18 protein-coding genes and 1 tRNA gene are annotated in these 19,738 nt (G+C 50.2%); 11 read left to right on the top strand and 8 right to left on the bottom strand.

Translation table 11 applies throughout. The features are described 5' to 3' along the window. Positions 1-94: 94 nt before the first annotated feature. The 3 genes from J0A65_RS05555 to mutY all read right to left on the bottom strand — a co-directional run bounded on the left by J0A65_RS05555 (position 95) and on the right by mutY (position 1,709). Positions 95-170, bottom strand: a tRNA-Phe gene (locus J0A65_RS05555). A gap of 185 nt (positions 171-355) precedes the next feature. Beyond that, entirely contained in the window at positions 356-628 is a 273-nt protein-coding gene (locus tag J0A65_RS05550) for an oxidative damage protection protein (RefSeq protein WP_206593133.1), read from the bottom strand. Positions 629-668: 40 nt separating this feature from the next. Then, positions 669-1,709, bottom strand: a complete 1,041-nt coding sequence (gene mutY, locus J0A65_RS05545; protein ID WP_206593201.1) for an A/G-specific adenine glycosylase — start codon at positions 1,707-1,709, stop codon at positions 669-671. Between the two features lie 89 nt (positions 1,710-1,798). Between mutY and J0A65_RS05540 the strand changes: the two genes are divergently transcribed. The 7 genes from J0A65_RS05540 to J0A65_RS05510 all read left to right on the top strand — a co-directional run bounded on the left by J0A65_RS05540 (position 1,799) and on the right by J0A65_RS05510 (position 8,024). Beyond that, on the top strand, positions 1,799-2,497 hold the full coding sequence (locus J0A65_RS05540; protein ID WP_206593132.1) for an alpha/beta fold hydrolase: 699 nt from the start codon (positions 1,799-1,801) through the stop codon (positions 2,495-2,497). An 86-nt stretch (positions 2,498-2,583) separates the two neighbouring features. Further along, on the top strand, positions 2,584-3,300 hold the full coding sequence (trmB, locus tag J0A65_RS05535) for a tRNA (guanosine(46)-N7)-methyltransferase TrmB (protein WP_206593131.1): 717 nt from the start codon (positions 2,584-2,586) through the stop codon (positions 3,298-3,300). Next, on the top strand, positions 3,300-4,319 hold the full coding sequence (locus J0A65_RS05530; RefSeq protein WP_206593130.1) for a methyltransferase: 1,020 nt from the start codon (positions 3,300-3,302) through the stop codon (positions 4,317-4,319). Before trmB ends, J0A65_RS05530 begins: the two co-directional genes overlap by 1 nt. A 236-nt stretch (positions 4,320-4,555) precedes the next feature. Beyond that, positions 4,556-4,792, top strand: coding sequence for a hypothetical protein (locus J0A65_RS05525; protein WP_206593129.1), 237 nt, complete (start codon positions 4,556-4,558; stop codon positions 4,790-4,792). Positions 4,793-5,042: 250 nt separating this feature from the next. Continuing rightward, a complete protein-coding gene (gene glgC, locus J0A65_RS05520) occupies positions 5,043-6,269 on the top strand; it encodes a glucose-1-phosphate adenylyltransferase (RefSeq protein WP_206593128.1) in 1,227 nt (408 codons plus the stop codon). Beyond that, positions 6,266-7,705 (top strand): glycogen synthase GlgA, encoded by a 1,440-nt coding sequence (glgA, locus tag J0A65_RS05515; protein ID WP_206593127.1) that lies wholly within the window; start codon positions 6,266-6,268, stop codon positions 7,703-7,705. The genes glgC and glgA overlap by 4 nt, the downstream gene beginning before the upstream one ends. A 43-nt stretch (positions 7,706-7,748) precedes the next feature. Beyond that, positions 7,749-8,024 carry a hypothetical protein gene (locus tag J0A65_RS05510; RefSeq protein ID WP_206593126.1) on the top strand — a complete coding sequence of 92 codons (276 nt, stop codon included), beginning with the start codon at positions 7,749-7,751 and terminating at the stop codon, positions 8,022-8,024. Here the strand turns inward: J0A65_RS05510 and J0A65_RS05505 are convergent. Continuing rightward, positions 8,011-8,442, bottom strand: coding sequence for a DUF3293 domain-containing protein (locus J0A65_RS05505; RefSeq protein ID WP_206593125.1), 432 nt, complete (start codon positions 8,440-8,442; stop codon positions 8,011-8,013). The two genes, J0A65_RS05510 and J0A65_RS05505, sit on opposite strands and share 14 nt — an antisense overlap. Positions 8,443-8,552: 110 nt before the next feature. On the opposite strand from J0A65_RS05505, the gene J0A65_RS05500 reads away from it, so the two are divergent. From J0A65_RS05500 to arcA, 3 genes are all read left to right on the top strand, one after another. Beyond that, positions 8,553-10,196 carry an ATP-binding protein gene (locus tag J0A65_RS05500; protein WP_206593124.1) on the top strand — a complete coding sequence of 548 codons (1,644 nt, stop codon included), beginning with the start codon at positions 8,553-8,555 and terminating at the stop codon, positions 10,194-10,196. Then, positions 10,196-10,732 carry a YfiR family protein gene (locus J0A65_RS05495; RefSeq protein WP_206593123.1) on the top strand — a complete coding sequence of 179 codons (537 nt, stop codon included), beginning with the start codon at positions 10,196-10,198 and terminating at the stop codon, positions 10,730-10,732. Before J0A65_RS05500 ends, J0A65_RS05495 begins: the two co-directional genes overlap by 1 nt. Before the next feature lie 133 nt (positions 10,733-10,865). Next, the gene (gene arcA, locus J0A65_RS05490; RefSeq protein WP_206593122.1) at positions 10,866-11,573 is read left to right on the top strand and encodes a two-component system response regulator ArcA; all 708 of its coding nucleotides are present in this window, start codon (positions 10,866-10,868) and stop codon (positions 11,571-11,573) included. Between the two features lie 59 nt (positions 11,574-11,632). On the opposite strand, the gene pmbA is transcribed toward arcA, so the two are convergent. Continuing rightward, entirely contained in the window at positions 11,633-12,964 is a 1,332-nt protein-coding gene (gene pmbA, locus J0A65_RS05485; protein WP_206593121.1) for a metalloprotease PmbA, read from the bottom strand. 68 nt (positions 12,965-13,032) lie between these two features. Here pmbA and yjgA point away from each other — a divergent pair, with 68 nt between their 5' ends. After that, the gene (gene yjgA, locus J0A65_RS05480; protein ID WP_206593120.1) at positions 13,033-13,539 is read left to right on the top strand and encodes a ribosome biogenesis factor YjgA; all 507 of its coding nucleotides are present in this window, start codon (positions 13,033-13,035) and stop codon (positions 13,537-13,539) included. A 60-nt stretch (positions 13,540-13,599) separates the two neighbouring features. On the opposite strand, the gene tldD is transcribed toward yjgA, so the two are convergent. Genes tldD through J0A65_RS05465 form a run of 3 tightly spaced genes read right to left on the bottom strand, consistent with a single transcriptional unit; the run spans position 13,600 to position 19,652 of the window. Continuing rightward, positions 13,600-15,045 carry a metalloprotease TldD gene (gene tldD, locus J0A65_RS05475; RefSeq protein ID WP_206593119.1) on the bottom strand — a complete coding sequence of 482 codons (1,446 nt, stop codon included), beginning with the start codon at positions 15,043-15,045 and terminating at the stop codon, positions 13,600-13,602. Next, positions 15,029-15,859 carry a carbon-nitrogen hydrolase family protein gene (locus J0A65_RS05470; protein ID WP_206593118.1) on the bottom strand — a complete coding sequence of 277 codons (831 nt, stop codon included), beginning with the start codon at positions 15,857-15,859 and terminating at the stop codon, positions 15,029-15,031. Before J0A65_RS05470 ends, tldD begins: the two co-directional genes overlap by 17 nt. Further along, positions 15,852-19,652, bottom strand: a complete 3,801-nt coding sequence (locus tag J0A65_RS05465; RefSeq protein ID WP_206593117.1) for a YhdP family protein — start codon at positions 19,650-19,652, stop codon at positions 15,852-15,854. The genes J0A65_RS05470 and J0A65_RS05465 overlap by 8 nt, the downstream gene beginning before the upstream one ends. Positions 19,653-19,738: the final 86 nt, after the last annotated feature.

Raw genomic sequence — 19,738 nt, 5'->3', positions numbered from 1 at the left:
AAGTCGCCTCCGAAGTTCGGAGCGAAATTTTGTAGGAAAATAATAGGATTCTAGGAAAGAAAAAGCCCCAGACATTGTCTGAGGCTAGGAATGGTGGTGCCCAGAGGCGGAATCGAACCACCGACACGGGGATTTTCAATCCCCTGCTCTACCGACTGAGCTATCTGGGCAAATTCGGTTGACTGACTGGCCTTTCTGGCCGTGCCGTCGTGGGTGCGTATTAAACGGATTCCGGCATATTAAGTCAACTCCTTTTTTGCACTTTTATTGCGTTTCTTGCTCAAGTGGATAGAAATCAATCAAAGCGCTGAGTTTATGCTCGTTATCGCGTTTTATGCCCCGTCTCCATAGTTATTTAGGCGCTGGGTGGCACATACCCCTCAATTTCCACATCCTTGCCTTCAAACAGAAACTGCACCATCTGTTCTTCCAGAAAGCGGCGATCGTCGGCGTTCATCATATTGAGCTTCTTCTCATTTATCAGCATGGTCTGCTTTTTCTGCCACAGCGCCCAGGCTTCTTTGCAAATATTGTCAAAGATGCGCTTGCCGAGCTCTCCGGGATAGAGCTGAAAATCCAGACCATCGGCATCTTTTTTCAGGTACTGACAATAAACCGTGCGACTCATACTATCCTCTCTCGCAGCGCGGCACCGGGCCGCATGGGTACTAACTTTTTTGCAGTGTACTAAAAAGCGCTTTGGTTGGCGCGGCCAATCCTACATTGGCAGGATTATCCAGGTTATACCAAAGCAATGGCTGCTCTTGTACCCCTTGCGCCTGTGGTTCGCTTGTCAGTTCCAGCAGCATGGGACGAATATCCAGATGAAAATGACTGAAGGTATGACGAAAGCCCGGCATTTCCGTCAAGCGGAAATCGGTAAGGCCTAGCTCCCTGGCTTTTTCAGCAATCTGGCTGTCGTGCTCCACTTCGAAAAAGCCCCATAAACCACCCCATAAACCGGCAGGCGGGCGCTTATATATCAGCACCTGCTCCTGCCATTTGGGCAGCAACATAATAGTTTTACGCTCAGGGATGGCCTTTTTGGCTTTCTTACCGGGGAAATCCGTGGGGGTGCCCAGGGCTTTAGCGGCACAATCAGCCGCTACCGGACATTCGCCACATTTGGGCTTACTGCGGGTACATAAGGTGGCGCCCATATCCATCATGGCCTGGGTGTAATCGCCGGTTCTGCTGTTCGGTGTAAGTTGCTCGGCCAACTGCCACAACTGATTTTCGACTTTTTTCTCACCTGGCCAGCCGCTGATGGCAGCGTAACGCCCCAGTACCCGCTTAACGTTACCGTCCAAAATCGCATGGCTCTGCCCACAGGCCAGCGACAAAATAGCCGCCGCCGTGGAGCGACCAATACCCGGCAGCGCCATCATGGCCTCTAAAGAAGCAGGAAACTGGCCCTGATGCTGGTCCCGCACCTGCTGGGCGGCCTTTTGCAGATTGCGTGCCCTGGCGTAATAGCCAAGGCCAGTCCAGTGGTGCAGCACTTCATCCTGAGGAGCATCCGCCAGGCTTTGTACATCGGGGAAGCGCGCCATAAAACGCAGGTAAAAAGGAATCACGGTAGTAACCTGGGTTTGCTGCAACATAATTTCTGACACCCATACCGAATACGGTGTCTTATTCTGCTGCCAGGGCAGATCTTTACGGCCATGGATATCAAACCAGGCCAGAATTTTTTCGGCAAATTGCATAGGGGTAGAAGACAAGCAAAGATCCTGAGTGCTGCTCAATTCGTTCAAGCTGCTATGATAGCAAGCAAATCACACTTGACCTCAAGCCCATGATGCATTCTTTTCCCGTTGTTTTCTTTCCCGGTACCCAATGCGATGAAAGGTTATGGCTGCCTTTATGGCGTGAAATGAATATCCATGAGCGCCGCTACGTGCCCCTGCAGTGGGCCGAGACCCTGGAACAAATGGATGGCTTGAGCCAACATGCGGTGGGCGAGGATAAGGTGCATTTGGTGGCATTTTCCATGGGTGGTTATCTGGCCAGCCGCTTTGCCCTGACGCATCCACAACAGGTCGCTTCATTGACCTTGATTGGCTTTTGTTCGACGGGACTGGACAGCAGCGAACTTAAACAGCGCCAACTGATTATCAACGCCTTACACAAGGGCCAGTTTCGCCCTATGTCAAACGAACGGCTAAGCATGATGGTACATCCGCACAGCCCTAACCGTCAGATGGCCGAGCAAACTATAAGGGAGATGGAGCAGGACTTAGGCGGTGCGGTGCTGAAGTATCATTTGATGGCGGCATCAGAACGGCCGGATCTCACCCCGGCACTGGCCAAGGCGTCTTTTCCCATTTATATCATTGCCGCCGAGCAGGACCAGGTTGCACAGCTAAGTAAAATGCAGACCATGCATCAGGGCATCCCCCGGGCCAGCCTAAAGATATTCGCTGATGCCGGTCATATGCTGCCTTTGGAACAGCCTCAACTGCTGGCCGCCGAACTTGCTGAGTATCTAGGCTAATACGTGGATATTGGTTAACCAAAAGGGCATAATACGCGCCCTTTTTTCAGCCTGGCGGCACGCCATTCACAGCAGAGATAAACAGTATGAGTGACCAGCAAAACCCACAACCCGAAAAAGAAGGGGTTTATCTTCGCAAAATTCGCAGCTTCGTTAAACGCGAAGGTCGCCTGACTAAAGGCCAGGCCCGCGCTATCGAGGCGAACTGGTCTAGCATGGGCCTAAGTGTCGATAATGGCATGCTGGACTTTAGCCAAGTATTTGGCCGCCAAGCACCGGTGGTACTGGAAATTGGTTTTGGTATGGGTAAGTCCCTGGTTGAAATGGCCGCGGCCGAGCCGGATAAAGATTTTATCGGTATCGAAGTACACCGCCCTGGTATTGGCGCTTGTCTGGCAGATGCCGAAGCCGCCGGCATCAAGAATCTGCGCGTGTTTGAACATGATGCGGTAGAAGTACTGGCACAGTGTATTCCGGATGCCAGTCTGGCCCGTATGCAATTGTATTTCCCTGACCCTTGGCATAAATCTCGTCACCATAAGCGCCGTATCGTACAGCCAGAATTTGCCCAGAAGGTTCGCCAGAAACTGGCCATCGGCGGGGTATGGCATATGGCTACCGATTGGGAAAACTACGCCGAGCATATGCTGGAGGTTATGAGCCAGGCCGAAGGCTATAAGAACCAGTCTGCCAGCCAGGATTACGTGCCAAGACCGGATTTTCGCCCTCTGACCAAATTTGAACAACGGGGTCACCGCCTGGGGCATGGAGTATGGGATTTGATGTTTGAGAGGATCGCCTGATGCTTAGCGCCCCCAGTCAGTTATTGATAAGAAATGCCGAGCGCTTTGCCCAAGGCCGCTGGCTGCTGGTTAATCCTGAAGACGCGCAAGTGTTCCGCGAGCTGGGCCAAGGAACCTTGTTCGGCTTCCATCAGTATTTCGATATTTACCAGCAAGCTTGTCAAAGTACGGATAAACAACAGCACCATTTTGGCCCGGATTATCCTTGTGAAGCCAAGTTTAATGGCATTGTGATTTATATGCCAAAAGCCAAAGAGCAGGCGCAGATGCTGATTGCCAACTTGGCCCATTGCCTGTTGCCTGGAGGCCAGATGCTACTGGTAGGCGACAACAAAGGCGGGGTAAAAAGCGCGCCTAAGCTATTAGCGGGTTACGCTGAGCATTGCAATAAGCTCGACTCTGCCCGCCACTGCGCTTTGTTTGGCGCAATTTTGGATAAACCCGCCAAGGCATTCAGCCTTAAGCAGTGGCTGAAAAAGACCGAGCTGAAGGTCGCAAACCACAGCCTGACCATCAGCTTTCTGCCTGGCGTTTTCAGTCAGGGCAGTCTGGATCCGGCCACTCGATTATTGCTGGAACAGGTCACTAAGGTGCCAGGCGGTCAGGTGCTCGACTTTGGCTGCGGCGCCGGTGTTATTGGCTGTTACCTGGGTAAACTGAATTCAGACACTAAAGTGGTAATGTCTGATGTCAGTGCTCTGGCGCTTTACTGTGCCAAGCTAAGTGCCGAGGACAACGGTATTCAGGCTGAGGTTGTCGCCAGCCATGGCTTAAACGAATTGAAAGGGCCGTTTTCGGCTGTCTACACCAACCCGCCTTTTCACACCGGCCTGCAAACCGATTACCAGGTCAGCGAAGACTTTATCCGGCAGGTTCCGGCCAAAATGAGCCCCAATGCCCGTCTGTATATGGTGGCGAACAGCTTCCTGAAATATCCGCCGCTGCTGGAAAAAAGCTTCGGCAAGGTACAGTGGCTGGCTGACACCCCTAAATTCCGGGTATACGGCTGCCAGCGCTAATTTTTTGTTGCCGCACCGAATTGGTGCGGCATTGCCCTACCACCGCACAATTCCTTTCTTTCACCAGATTTTCATCCCGCATTAATCAAATTGTCATAGCCCTTGGCTAGGCTCCAGGCCTTTGATTGTATGGCAGTTTGCCAAATTGTATAGATGCTGAGCGGAGCTTGGCATTGAACTTGATTGCAGTGAAAGCGGCAAGACACTGGTCCTGTCGTTTCTTGGAGGAAATCCATATGTCAGATGCACTTCTTGTCCCTTTCAGGTTTGGTCGAAGCGCCACCGTCAAGGCCATTGAGCACAGCATATGCGAACTGGAGTTGAGGGTAAGCCTTTGCACAGAGCTGATTCGCGAAGAGCCGGAGTTTCGCTATTTTCATGAGCTGGAAAGGGACGCCCTGTTGCAACAGATCAATGAGCAGCGTTTTCGGTTATCTAAGCTAAAGTGGCCAACACTTAGCATATCCGCCTGATGTAACGCAGTTTCCAGGGAAGCTTAGCTCAGGGACAGAGCCGCTTGCGTTATCCGCTGCAAAACCTCTTTATTTCGGGTATTTCTTGCTTGGAATTATGGCTCCAGACCTTGCCGTTTGGCGACTTTGTCTATACTCCTATCTGAGTCTGTTCAGCTACCATGACTGGTATTGTAAGCACAGGACGTTTCTGCCAGTTCGGGCTGACATGGGCAAAGTGCGTTTTATCCAACCGGACGATGGAGATACCATGGCACGAACCCTCGCAATGATCCTCGCTGGCGGTGCTGGCACACGCTTATTTCCTTTAACTCAGAGCCGTACTAAGCCTGCCGTGCCTTTTGCCGGGGGACTGAGGTTAGTGGATCTGGTATTAAACAATTTTGTGAATTCCGATTTGCTGAAGATTTACCTGCTGACCCAGTTCAAATCCCAATCCCTGAATATTCATTTACGCCAGGCTTGGTATTTGTCCGGTTTGACCGGCAACTTTATTGACGCCATTCCTGCACAAATGCGTATGGGCAAGCGTTGGTACGAAGGCACAGCTGACGCCATTTATCAGAATATCCGCCTGATTGAACAGCATGATCCAGACAATGTATGCATCTTCGGCAGTGATCATATTTACAAAATGAATGTGCGGCAGATGGTACGTTATCACGAGAAAAGCGGTGCAGCCCTTACAGTGTGTGCAACCCGTGTGCCGATTAGCGAAGCACATAGATTCGGGGTAATAGAAGTTGATGAAAACTTCCGCATGACCGGCTTTGAAGAGAAACCAGCCCACCCCAAGCCTCTGCCTGGTAACCCGAATATGGCGCTGGTCTCTATGGGCAACTACGTATTTGACGCACAGGTACTCTACAAGAGCCTGTATGCCGATGCTGAAGATAAACTATCCAGCCATGACTTTGGCCATGACATTATCCCCAAGCTTTATAAGGATAAGCAGGTTCAGGTTTATGATTTCACCCAGAACACCATTCCAGGGGAAATCCATAACCATTACTGGCGTGATGTCGGCACCCTGTATTCATTCTGGGAAGCGCATATGGATTTACTGGCCTGTGAACCACAATTTGAACTGAATAATGAAAAATGGCCCCTGCGTAGTTTTCACCCTCCGGTACCATCCGCGCGCATTCTGGCTGATGAAGGTGGCCACCATTCCACCATACTCAATTCATTGATTTCATCGGGCTGCAAAATTGTCGGTTCCAGAGTTGAGCGTTCGGTACTGGGTTTTAATGTGCATCTTGGGGCTGGTTCAAGGCTGCATGAATGCGTTATCCTCGGCAAAGCGCATATAGGCGCCGGCAGCTACCTGAATCGTGTCATTGCCGACAAAGGAGTGTGTATCGCGCCCGGCACCGAAGTTGGCGTCAATCCCTTGCAAGATAAGGCCCGAGGCCTCACTGTTACCGAGGAGGGATTGACCGTCATAGCCAAAGGCATGAAGGTTGGATTTGAATGAAAATACTCTTTGTCGTCTCTGAAGTAGAAGATTTGGCGAAAACCGGTGGTTTAGCAGACGTAGCGAAGTCGTTACCTATAGCGTTGAAGGCGCTTGGGCATGACGTGCGTATCGTCAAACCTTACTACAAGCAACTGGCCGACAAATTTAAGCTGCCCAATCTCACCGACGAGCAGCATCTTCAGGCCGGCGACAAAGAATACCGCTTTAATATCAAAGGGTTGGAACTGGAAACCGTACCGGTTTACTGCATTGATTATCCAGAGTATTTTCATCGTGCAGGGTTATATTCCGATGGTTATGAAGCATTTGGCGATAACGCCGAGCGTTTTGCCTTCTTCTCCAAAGCAGCTTTGCAAGCGGCGGTGGCCATAGATTTCCAGCCCGATGTGGTTCACTGCAATGACTGGCATACGGCACTCTGCCCTTATTTTATCAAGCGTGACCAGAGCGGCTTTTTTGCCCGTACCCACACCCTACTCACCATTCATAACGGTGCCTATCAGGGTGTACATCGTTTTGCGGATATCAGTTTTTTACGTCCGCATGGCGAGCTGGCCGCGCAAATCGACACTCATGGCAATCTGAACTTTCTGAAAACCGGTATTCAGTTTGCCGACAAGATCAATGCGGTCAGCCCCAACTACGCCAGGGAGCTGCTAACGCCGCTGGGTTCGCACAGCCTCTACCATGAGTTTCAGCACCGGGCCAATGATGTCAGCGGTATACTCAACGGCTGTGATTACCAGCAGTGGGATCCGGCAACCGACCCGCATTTACCGGCCAATTACACTGGCGAATCACTACCGGGTAAGGGCCTCTGCAAACAAGCGCTGCAAAAAGAAGTCGGGTTGCCGGAAAAACCTGATGTGCCACTTATCGGCATGCTGTGTCGGCTGACGGAGCAAAAGGGCTTTGGTTATTTGCTGCCGGTACTGAACCAGTTACTGCAACACAATGTACAACTTTTAGTCATCGGCACTGGCGACCCGGTGATCAGTGATGTACTGCAATTTAATGCAGCCCAGTTCCCAGACAAGTTAGTTTTTCGCAATGACTTCAGCACCCGCATGGCGCACCTATTGGAAGCAGGCAGCGACTTCTTCCTGATGCCGTCGTTATTTGAACCTTGCGGGCTAAACCAGATGTACAGCCTCGCCTATGGCACTATTCCGATAGTGCGCGCCGTCGGCGGCCTGCGCGATACCGTATTGGATCTGCAAACCCTGCCCGAACAGGCAACCGGTTTTATGTTTGAAGCGCCTGACAGTTCCGCCCTGCTTAACTGCGTCAGACGAGCCATGCTGTTCTATTATGAATACCCGGAACACTTCAAGCAGATGCAAAAACGCGCCATGCGTCAGAAATTCACCTGGTATGACGCTGCGTTGAATTATCAGGCGCTATATCAACATTGCCAGCCAATGGATAATTGATCCTATGCGTTATGTGCAAGCGCTTTTATGCGCAGCAGGGTTTATGTGTTTTACGGTGCAGGCGCTGCCCGAACAGTGCCTGCAAGACCCTACCCGCACGCTACCCTGTCCGCATTTAATCTACAAACAAGTAAACACGGTCGATGCGCAAGCTAAGGCAGCCAAACAGCTTATTTGTGTCTGCCTGAGTGATTTTGCCGACTTGCAACTACCTGCTGCCACAGACGCCCAGCAAATCAGTCAGAAAATGCGATTAAAAAGCCTCGCGGCACAATTAAACATCAGTGAGCAGGCGCTGCTGCAGGCTATTCGTTATTAATGCGACAGCGTTTTGTAAAGCTACCTAAATACACGGATTGCACGCCACCAAGTAACACCGGCAGCAACCATAAGTCGTCCCCGCCCAGCCAATCAGGCGCGTTCTGCGCAAACTGCCCGGCAAGTTCTATCCCTTTATGCCAATCACAAGCTATCAGGAAACTGGCTTCCTGATAGCTAAGATCGGGACTGGCCCCGGATAAAGACGAAAAGCCAATATTTTGCTGCATCAGACAATCAGCCAAATGCTGCTGGCGCAGCTTATTCTGCCAAGCCGTTTTAACCTGCCCGAGCGGATTACACGCGTTCAAGATACAAGCTTGCGATGCCAAAGCTGGCTGTGCGTCAAGTAGAAACACCGTTTGCTGATAAGCCGTCCATAGCTCGTTTATACCAAAAGGCTTTGAATTAATGCACATTGTTTCGAATTGACCCTTTAAAAATTTTCCTTTTTTAAAAGATTGTATCAATATGGTGATAAGCTTGATCGAGAAACAATAACTACAAGTCAGGACTGAACCGGAAGCGCATGGCTGAACAAAAGCGGGTCCTATCCATAAAAAGTCTGTTTATCTGGGTAGTAATGTCAATTACCACGGCAGCACTTATCCTGGCTTCCAGCATATCCCTCTATGTACAGATTAATAATTACAAAGAGGAAATGATCAACGAAGTAGAAACCTTCGCTGAATTAATCAGTACTAACGCCGCCAGTGGTATTGTTTTTAATGACAACGTCACCGAAGAGCAAAATTTACAGGCGTTGTCTGCGGCCGCGTTCATTAACAACGTACACATTTACAAACTGAATCCTGCCAACGAACTGGAGTTTTTTGCCAGCTATAACAAAACTGGCCAAGCACCAGTAAGGGCCATGTTCGAACGTACCGAAGAGCTTACCACACCAACTTTTGGCGCTGATGCGCTCGAATATATGATACCGGTGAACCTGGAAGGTGACCGGGTTGGCTATACCTACATCAGAGCTTCCATTGATGCCCTCAATAAGCTGACCTTAAACACCATACTGATTACCCTGACCGTTTTACTGTTAACCTTGGTACTCAGCTTCTTGCTGACACTGCGTTTGCAGCGTTCCGTGACCCATCCCATCGAAGAATTGGTCTATCTGGTGCAGCAGATTGCGCATCAAAAGGAATACTCCAGTCGTGCCAAGGCATCCAGCCTCAAAGAATTGGATATTTTAGGTAGCGCATTCAATGACATGCTTGCCACTATTCAGCAGCACATCCAACGACAGGAACTTGCCGAAGAAGAATATCGCCGATTGAACTTGAGTCTGGAAGAGAAAGTAGGGCAACGCACCACGGCCTTAAAAGAAGCCAACAAAGAGCTGATCCAAACCCTTGAGAAACTGCACCAGTTTCAACGTCAGATCGTACAGAATGAGAAGATGGCCTCACTTGGCGACATGGTTGCCGGTGTGGCTCACGAAGTTAACACCCCCATAGGCCTGGGGGTTACCGCCTCAACCATGATGCTGGACAGGCTCACTCAACTGCAAAAAGACTTCGAAGACAAAAATCTGAAGGCCAGCGCCTTGGCCAAGTTTCTTAAAGAAGGCGAAGAGAACCTTAATATTATCTACCGCAACCTGAATCGGGCCGCTGAGCTTATTTCCAGTTTTAAACAGGTTGCAGTCGATCAAACCAGCGAGACAGCAAGAGTGTTCGCCTTCAGACAACTGATGGACGAGATTCTACTGTCCATGCGGCCAAAGCTTAAAAAACTCCCCCACGAAATTCAGTTGCACTGTGACCCTAACCTGACCATAGAAAGCAAAGCTGGCCCCATTAACCAAATAATGATTAACCTGATCATGAACTCTGTGATCCATGGTTTTGAGTTTATGGAAAAAGGTCAAATCGACATCTGGGTGGAAATGCAGGGCAATAACAAGCTCTGCATCAGGTATGTAGATAACGGCAAAGGTATTCCGGAACATCTGTGTAAACGCATTTTTGACCCCTTTGTGACAACTAAACGTGGCCAAGGTGGCAGTGGGTTGGGTATGCACCTGGTATATAACCTGGTCACTCAAGCACTTAACGGCTCTATCAGTGTGACCAGCGAAGAGGGACATGGTGTGGAGTTTCAGATTTTGTTCCCAGTGCGGAAACTGGAACACTCGGATATAGCTAAGAGTTCATGATGCGAAAAGGACTATCGCTCATCATTGCTGTTATATTGGTCATGTCGTTACTGTCGACAAGACAGGTCTGGTCACAGGGCTTTAGCTCAGAGCAACTGCGCGCACCATTTTTATTGCACATTGCTAACTTCACTCAATTTATTGATGAGGGCAGCCAGCAGCCGGTGAACTTCTGTTTCCTGGAGGGCAATAGCTTTGCGCATGCCAAGGTATTTAAAGGCTCCCCTAACCAACAAGTGAAACAAAGAACAATTAAACTTATCGAGTTACAAGACGCGGAGCAACTCAATCATCAAAGTTGCCAGATCTTGTTTGTCAGTCAGGATAAAGAAGACGATAAGCTCTTCTCCTTATTGGCCGAAATTAATCGCCACACCGTATCAATAGGCGAATCACTAAACTTCATTCGCAACGGCGGTATGATGGCAATAGTGCCATTGCAGTCCAAAATGAAGATATTTTTTAACCAGGAGGTTTATCAGCAAACCGACCTAAAGTTCAGCTCTGCACTGCTTAAGCGAGTGAACTTCCGCTAATCATTTCGGTCGGATGGGCTAAGTGGCTGACAGAATCAGTCAAGCGCGCGATTCTATTGGTTCAGGACACTTATGAGAATGACCATTATCTGGTAAACTTACAAAAATCTAACAAAGCGTGGAACTTTAAAAGATGCAAACCCCAAATATTCTCATTGTTGAAGATGAGGTTGTTACCAGAACAACGCTAAAAAGCCTGTTTGAAGCAGAAGGCTATGAGGTTTATGAAGCCGAAAACGGTGAAGAGATGCACAACATCTTTGCCGAGCATACCATTAATCTGGTCATTATGGATATCAACCTACCTGGCAAGAATGGCCTGATTTTGGCGCGTGAAGTGCGCGACCGCAAAAACGTTGGATTGATTTTCCTGACTGGCCGTGACAACGATGTTGACCGTATTCTGGGTCTGGAAATCGGTGCAGATGACTATCTGACCAAACCATTCAACCCTCGCGAGCTGACCATTCGTGCCAGAAACCTGTTGGCCAGAACCCTGAACAGCAACGAAGACGACGACCTGCCTAGCAAGGTCTCGTTCAACGGTTGGACCTTGGATGGTGACAGTCGCAGCCTGATTTCACCCAGCGCCCAGGAATTCCGTCTGCCTCGCAGTGAATTCCGTGCCTTACACCTGTTCCTGCGTCACCCAGGTAAGATCCTGACCCGCGAACAGTTGATTATGGAAATGACAGGTCGTGAATTGCGTCCGAATGACAGAACAGTAGACGTGACTATCCGTCGTATCCGTAAGCACTTTGAATCAGAGCCCAGCGCAGAAGAGTTGATTGTGACTGTGCACGGTGAAGGCTATCGCTTCTGTGGCGCAGTAGACGCCTAAGCTGCAATAAAAGCGAGGGGATGGCCAAACTGGCAACTCCTCGCTTTTTTATTATCCTGTTAATCGCCCGCGACCTGCATAGGGCTGAGTAGTACAGAGCCGGTTTGCACCGCTCCGCGTTTCTCCGTATCCGCCCCAATAGCCTGAATGCCCATCAGCATCTCTTTCAGATTTCCGGCAATGGTTACTTCATGCACCGGATATTGGATTTGTCCGTTTTCAACCCAAAAGCCCGCCGCGCCGCGTGAATAGTCACCATTGACGATATTAACACCCTGCCCCATTAATTCGGTGACCAGCAACCCGGTCCCCATCTGTGCCAGTAGCTGCTCAAAATCCTGCCCAGATGACTTCACCAACCAATTGTGAATGCCTCCGGCGTGACCGTTGGACGGCATGGCCAGTTTTCGGCCCGAATAGCTGGTTAACAGGTAGTGCTGCAATACCCCCTGGTCGATAATATCCATGTCCTTGGTGCGCACGCCTTCATGATCAAAACTTGAGCTGGCCAGGCCTTTCAGAATATGAGGGCGCTCTTCGATTCGCACCCAGTCCGGCATCACTTGCTTACCTAGATGGTCGAGTAAGAATGAAGACTTACGATACAAACTGCCCCCGCTGATAGCAGAGACCAGATGGCCGAACAAGCTGGAGGCAATTTCTCTATGAAAAAGTACCGGCACTTTACTGGTTTTCAGTTTGTGCGCGCCCAAGCGTGCAACTGTGGCTTGCGCAGCTTCAATACCTATTTGTTCGGGTGTATGTAACAAGCCGGCTTCGCGATTAACGGTATAAGCGTAATCACGCTGCATATCACCGTCTTTTTCTGCTATCACTACACAGCTCAGGCTGTAACGACTGCTTGGGTAGCCGGCATTAATGCCATGGGTGTTACCATACACTTTGACGCCCATATTGGCGTTGTAGGAGGCTCCATCTGAGTTTTTGATCCGCTCGTCATGGGCAAAAGCGGCTTGCTCAGCCCGTATTGCCATCGCAATACCAGCTTCGGCATCCAGTTCAACCGGATGGTACAAGTCCAAGTCCGGGAACTCGGTAGCAATAAGATCAGCATCGGCCAAACCAGCGCAAGGATCTTCACTGGTGTAACGCGCTATCTCTATGGCCTTTTCAACCGTCAGCTTGAGCGCTGCAGGGCTCAAGTCGGCCGTGGAAGCGCTGCCTTTGCGTTGTCCGACATAGACGCTAATCCCCAGTCCGCCGTCATTAGTAAACTCCAGGGTTTCAACTTGCTGCATGCGAGACGATACGGCAATACCCTGTACTTTACTCATACTGGCTTCGGCCTGGCTGGCCCCCAGCTTTTTGGCCAGGGTCAGGACATCATCAACAACGGTCTGAATTTCAGCAAGGCTTTGTTGTGCATTCATGGGAATTAGGTTTTCCAGCGGGCAAAAGGTTACAATTGGATAGCTAGTTTACCACTAAAGACATCAAGATGACCGAATACGACGATCAGGAATTTGAAGGCAAAAGCAAAACCCAGCTTAAGAATGAGATGCAGGACCTGCAGCAACTGGGTTTAAAACTGGTTGGCCTGGGCCCGGCTGCGTTAGCCAAAGTCCCGTTAGACCAGGAACTGAGCGATGCCATCAATCTGGCTAAACGCATCGACAAGAAAAAAGAGGGCTATCGCCGTCAATTGCAATTTATCGGCAAGTTAATGCGTACCCGTGACGTAGAGCCCATTCAGCAAGCTCTTGATTTGCTGGAAAACAAACATCAACAAGCTACTGCACAGTTTCATAAACTGGAAAGGCTGCGCGACGATATCGTTGCCAATGGCGACAGCGCCATCAACCAGGCGATGGAGTTGTATCCAACTCTGGAAAGGCAAAAGCTGCGTCAATTAAGCCGTCAGGCGCAAAAAGAAGCGCAACAAAATAAACCACCGAAATCTTCCCGTGAGATATTTCAATATTTACGGCAAATATCAGAGCAATAGGTCAGCGCAAGCATCGCTGAGTCTAAGTAATACCAAGAGGGCGGCCATTGCCGCCCTTTTTTATGCCGTACCGCCGACGGTAAGCTCATCAACTTTCAGGGTTGGCTGACCAACCCCCACCGGCACGCTCTGGCCGTCTTTGCCGCACACGCCAACACCGCGATCGAGGCTCATATCATTGCCTATCATCGAGACCTTCTGCATCACCTGTGGGCCGTTACCAATAAGGGTAGCGCCTTTTACCGGGGTGGTAATTTTGCCGTTCTCAATCAGGTAAGCCTCAGAGGTTGAGAAAACAAACTTACCTGAGGTGATATCTACCTGACCGCCACCAAAGTTAGGGGCATAAATGCCTTTTTTAATGGTGCTGATAATTTCTTCCGGCTCGTATTCACCACCCAGCATATAGGTGTTGGTCATTCTTGGCATAGGTAAATGCGCATAAGACTCGCGACGGCCATTACCTGTTACCGGCACGCCCATCAGACGCGCATTCAGCTTATCCTGCATGTAGCCCTTAAGGATGCCATCTTCGATTAACACGTTATACTGACTCGGATTGCCTTCATCGTCGATGCTGAGGGAACCGCGGCGTTCAGCCATGGTGCCATCGTCCACTACAGTAACTCCTTTGGCAGCGACTTGCTGACCAATACGGCCACTAAAGGTAGAAGAGCCCTTACGGTTAAAATCGCCTTCCAGACCATGACCAACGGCTTCATGCAGAAGTACCCCAGGCCAGCCGCTGCCAAGTACAACCGGCATTAGACCGGCTGGGGCATCAACAGCCTGCATATTCACCCTGGCCATATGCAAAGCTTCGTCAGCAAGTTGCTGGTAACGGGGAATGCCCTGCTCCAGTTCCAGGAATCTGGCATAAGCATAACGCCCGCCCATACCGGCACTACCGCGTTCCCGGCGGCCATTCTTTTCGATTAATACTGAACAGTTGAGTCTAACTAAGGGGCGAATATCGGTATTTAGCGTGCCATCGGTAGCCGCCACCAGTACTTCTTCATATACACCACTGATGCTCACTACCACCTGACTAATGTCAGGCTCCTGCTGGCGTACATAGGCATCCATGCTTTTCAGCAAGTTGATTTTATCCTGATCCGACAGGTCTAAAATGGGGTTGCGACCTTCATACAACGCCTTCTGCGACTTGGCGGCAGAGAATGCTTTTACCTGATGATTGCCACCTTGCCTGGTAATGCTGCGTGCTGCCTGACAAGCCTGATGCAAAGCTTGTCTGGAAATTTCATCTGAATAGGCAAAACCGGTTTTCTCGCCGCTCACGGCCCGAACACCGACACCACGCTCAATGTTGTAGCTGCCTTCTTTAATAATGCCGTCTTCCAGCACCCAACTTTCATGCTGGCTGGATTGAAAATACAGGTCAGCAAAATCATTATCGTGCTGGTAAATCAGGCCCAAGGCCTCTTGCAGATCAGCTTGTGTCAGCTCAGATGCTGACAGTAGATTCCGCTCAACTATTGAATTCAATCAGTTTGCTCCTGAATTGGTTGTGCTGCCCAACTGGCATATTTCTACGTATCTCGTGCATTTGGTCAAAATCAACCCGTGCCTGCACCAACCCCGGGCCCTTGGCCAGGCTGGTCAACACGTCACCCCAGGGAGAGATAACCGTGGAGTGACCATAAGTCTCGCGTCCATTGGCATGCTCACCGCCTTGCCCGGCGGCCACCACAAAGCATTGTTTTTCAATGGCTCGGGCCCTGAGTAACGGCCACCAATGGGCTTCACCCGTTACCTGTGTGAATGCAGCGGGTAACACTAAAATGTCCAGTTCACCCATGGCCTGAAACAGCCCTGCAAAACGCAGATCATAGCACACCGCCATACCAATCCGCCCCAGTGGCGTATCTGCAACCACCAATTCATCACCAGGTTGAGTGTACCTGGACTCCAGATAAGTGCGTGTGCCATCTGCGACCTGCACATCAAAAAGATGAATTTTGCGATAGTGGGCAAACACCTCGCCACTGGGTGCAAACAGCAAACTTGAGGCACTGAATTTCTCTTTGCCGGGTACTTTGATTGGCAAGGTACCTGCTACCAACCAAACGCCGTGCTGGATAGCCAGCTCAGCTAATGCACTTTGCACCGGTCCCTCACCCAAGGTTTCAGCCATGTCCATCTGTGCTTTGTCGCTACCGCCAAAACAAGCAAAACACTCTGGCAGCACTATCAAACAAGGTGAAGACTTATCCAGTCCCTGCAACTGTCTGGCCACTTCGGTCAGATTCTCTAGCGGGTCAGGAGACGAAACCAGCTGAATCGCAGCCAGATTAACCATTGGATGTTTCCTCAACAGGCAATTGCGGAGGTTGTGGCGCAGGCTCGTTAGGCTTGGCTTTAGCTGGCAATTGCACTTCACGACTGTCGCGCCCCAGCTCCTGCAACACAGGTTCGTCCAGGGTACCGCTAAGCGAGTATTCGATATTGGAAATAACCTTGGCGGAGGTGAGCACCTCATCCAGGGCAAACGCCGCTAAAGCCGTGGCTGGATTGACCATCCAGGCGAGAATAACCGGCAAGCTGGAAGTCACTTTTGGTGTAAAACCAATGCGATAATCAAGCTGCTTATTATTCAGGTCGGTGTAGCCAGCCAGCACCATTTTGCCTGCTGCACCGTCAATACTGGTGTCTTCGGTGTGCACTTTTCCGTCTCTGACCTGAAAAGTACCGTTCATCTTGTCGTAGAAGAATCCCTTGGCAAACACATCACGAAAATCCAGGGTCAACTTACGGACCAGTGATTCCAAACTGAGAATCGAGAACAAACGGGCACCTTTGTCACTCACTTCGCTCAAATAGCCATCGGTAAGCCCCCACTTCACATCGCCATTCAGCGTAGCGTAGTTGAACTGGTAGGGTGCTTGTTGCCAACTCAGATCAAAGTCCATCCTGGCACCAGAGTCCCTTATACCTGCATCAAATTTAAAATGTTTCAGCAGCGCGCCGAAGTCCTTACTCTCCAGATTACCGGTGAGTTTAGTACTGCTGCCGGTTTCACCGATATACCAGTTACCCATGGCACTAATGCGGCTGTCCGGTAACTTCATATCCAGTCGGTCAATCTTCATACCCTGCTCGGCGCGACTGAGCTTGATGCTCACCTGCCCTAGCTCATAATCCATATAACTGCAGCGCTGACACTCAATCAACAGAGGGGGAAACTGACTGAAATCAGGCTCTCTCGACTGCTCAGACGTTTGCCAGGCAGGCAGGGTCAGATAGTCGGCCTGAATACTGATGCCGCGCTCCAGCCAGTCATGACCTATCTCAATCTCCGCACGACCTTGTTTTGCATTGAGGGTGGCCAACCAGGCTAAGTCAGAATGCTTAAAATTCACCTCAGTCTGATTCAGTACCAACCCCAGCACATCTAAGCTCTGAGCATTAACAAATATCCGTTCGGGTACCGGAAACAGCCCTTCTTTTTCGGACGGTAGCGACAACAGAGCCGCAATTGCACTGTGCCACTGCTCAACACTAATAAAAGGAAGATTGGCCGAAATACTGAATCCGTTGCCCATACCGGCGAAACTACTCTCACCCAATGCCAAATGGGCTCTTGAGAAACGCATTTCCTGATGCGGTAGCAGGCCATTAAAACGCACCGCATTGCCTAGTTGCATTCGTACATTGGAGACCTGTTGGTCGCCGCTCACATCCAGATGCAGCGGCATGTCCATGCCAGCGCCTTTGGCAAAGGGCGCTGGTAATTCGGACACCACATTGAGCATGTCCGACTGCAAGTTAAATTCATATTGATAACCCTGCTCCGGCAGCGTCAGAGTTAAATCTGCATGCCAGGGAGAAACGCCAGCCACGAAGGGTTCTAAACCCGGATGCTGCGCCAACAAAAACTGATGCCAGTTCCACTCACCGTTAAGCTGTATTTGGGTTTGATAGCCATCAGTGCGCTGCTGGCCCTGCAACGAAATAGTGGTAGGCTGACCGAGCAACTCAGTTTGTAAATCTCTAGCAGTAATCTTGTCATTAACGAAGGTTAGCTCGCCGCGGGTTTTCAGCATATCCAGTTTTAGGCTCTGCACACTGACTTTGTTGTTGTTAAAGCCAACCTTGCCCCGCGCGACCACATCCTTGCCGCTGAGGGGGATAGTCAGCTCCAGTTCGGCCTTCAACTCCCCTTCAATTTGCACTTCTTTGAGCGCAGCGCCCACGGAACTGGCCAATTCGCTGTTGAGCATTAAATCGGTAACATCACTGCCTAAGGCGTTGTCTTGTAGACTGATAGTCAGCACCGAGTCATCCCTGAGTTCAGGAATTACAGCACTCACATGCCCAACCTTAAGATTACGCAACTTACCTTTGCTGCTGTCCATCCACAGGCCTTTGTTTTCAAACAACAACTGCATGGATAATTCGGTCAGTGCTGGCCAGTCATCATCAAATAGAAACTCGCTGTCATGCAATTCGACCTGGGCCTGGAAAATGCCACTGTTATCAGCAAAAGGATAATTGGCAGGAACACCATGCCAAAGCAGGCTTGCCTGTTTTACCCTGCCCGACACCAGCGCATGGTCAAGATAGCTTTTGGTGTTCTGCCCCATCAATTCGCCGGGAAACAACTTTTTGGCGTCTGCTACGGTCAGGCCTTCCACCTGCGTGACCAGTGTCAGCTCACCATCCTGGCTGTTATATCGAACTGCCTGATTAAAAGTGACGACATCAGAGCTGAAGGCCAATTTCGGCAGTGTGAGAATGGTGCCGTTGTCATCCTGTTGGATGTAGAGATCGGCATCCAGGCCATCGAATGCCAGCCGACTATCCAGCAGCCCATCCGTCAGCAGGTAACCATCATGACCGGTTAACGACAACCGACCTTGCCCATTAACCCAGTCAAATCTTCCCTGCAGGCCACTCACTCCAGGCATATGTTGCGCTGCCGCCAACTCCAGATCGCTAAAGGACAAGGTTGCCGCCACCACTTCATCACTGGCCAGTAGTGCCATGTGCGTCAGTTTGCCTTGCGGAGACATACCCTCCAGCCAATCAGCCTGCTGTTCACTGATAAAGCCTGACAGCACGGGGGACAACTCGGCTAATTGTAAATCCGAGCTACGTAGCAGATATTCCCCGTTGTCACTGGCATAGCCTTGTAGGTCCAGGGTTAAACGCTGTTCTTCATTGCTAAGTAGTTCGGCCTGCTGCAAGGCAAAGCGCCAGCCGTTGACATCAGGTTCGGCGCGCAATGTGCCTTTTGCAATTCGCAGACTGGCTGGCTGTTTACCCTTAAAACGCAATTGGCTATCGCTGAAATTTGCCTGCATCGACACAGGCTGGGAATCACGGATTTCCGCCCACAATGAGAAATTTAAACGGCCACTGGCTAGTTCCCGCTGACTAGGATTAAATTGCGCCAGCCAAGGGGAGATATCCAACTCTTTGGCATCAGCGTGAAAAGTACCGCTTAGATTGTCTCTTCCCCCACGCAAATCCAGAATAAAACGGGCTGAATTGCGTGTAAGCTCAGCCACGCGCATCAGACCTGTGCCTTGGTGACGCTGAGCCTGATTTAACCAACTGAGCTGCTGGATCTGGATATGTTGACGTTCCTGCTCGGTGGCCAGAAACAAGTCACTGTCATTGATGGAGAAGCGCTGCAGTTGTTCTAGAAACAATTCCTGCAGTGCATCCACCACAGGGTATTCACTTTCGCCCGACTCTAAACGCGGAATATCCAGTGACAGGGTTAAACCATCCAAATTGAAGCGCTGAGACTGGATTTTGCCGTTCTGAATAGAACCCCAAAAATCCAGTTCTATCTGGGTTTCACGAATATTAAGTTGAATGGGTGAGTTACTTTGATGATTCAGGGCAACGTTACGTAGCACAATAGCCGGGCCGGTGCCTTTCCAGACAGCACTAATGCTGCCGATTTTTAGATCGGTGCCGTACTCCTGGCTGATATAGTCTTCCAGCCAGTGTTTCTTGCTATCCATATACGGCAGGCTATACCGCAACACGCTGAGCAATACCGCCAGGGTAACCAGCAGCACGGCGCTCAGCGTCCACAACTTGCGCAATATGTAGGACAGATAATAAACCGGCTTTTTCACTGCAATTCAATCGTTCAATATACAGACAACAACGCGCTACGAATTACCCTCCTGGTTAACCGCTTGAGTCATTGTCCGTCGGCATA

This window comes from Bowmanella yangjiangensis (assembly GCF_017255015.1).
Classification (GTDB): Bacteria; Pseudomonadota; Gammaproteobacteria; order Enterobacterales; family Alteromonadaceae; genus Bowmanella; species Bowmanella yangjiangensis.
Note: the sequence above shows the minus strand (reverse complement) of the source record. Positions and strands in the feature narration are given on the sequence as shown.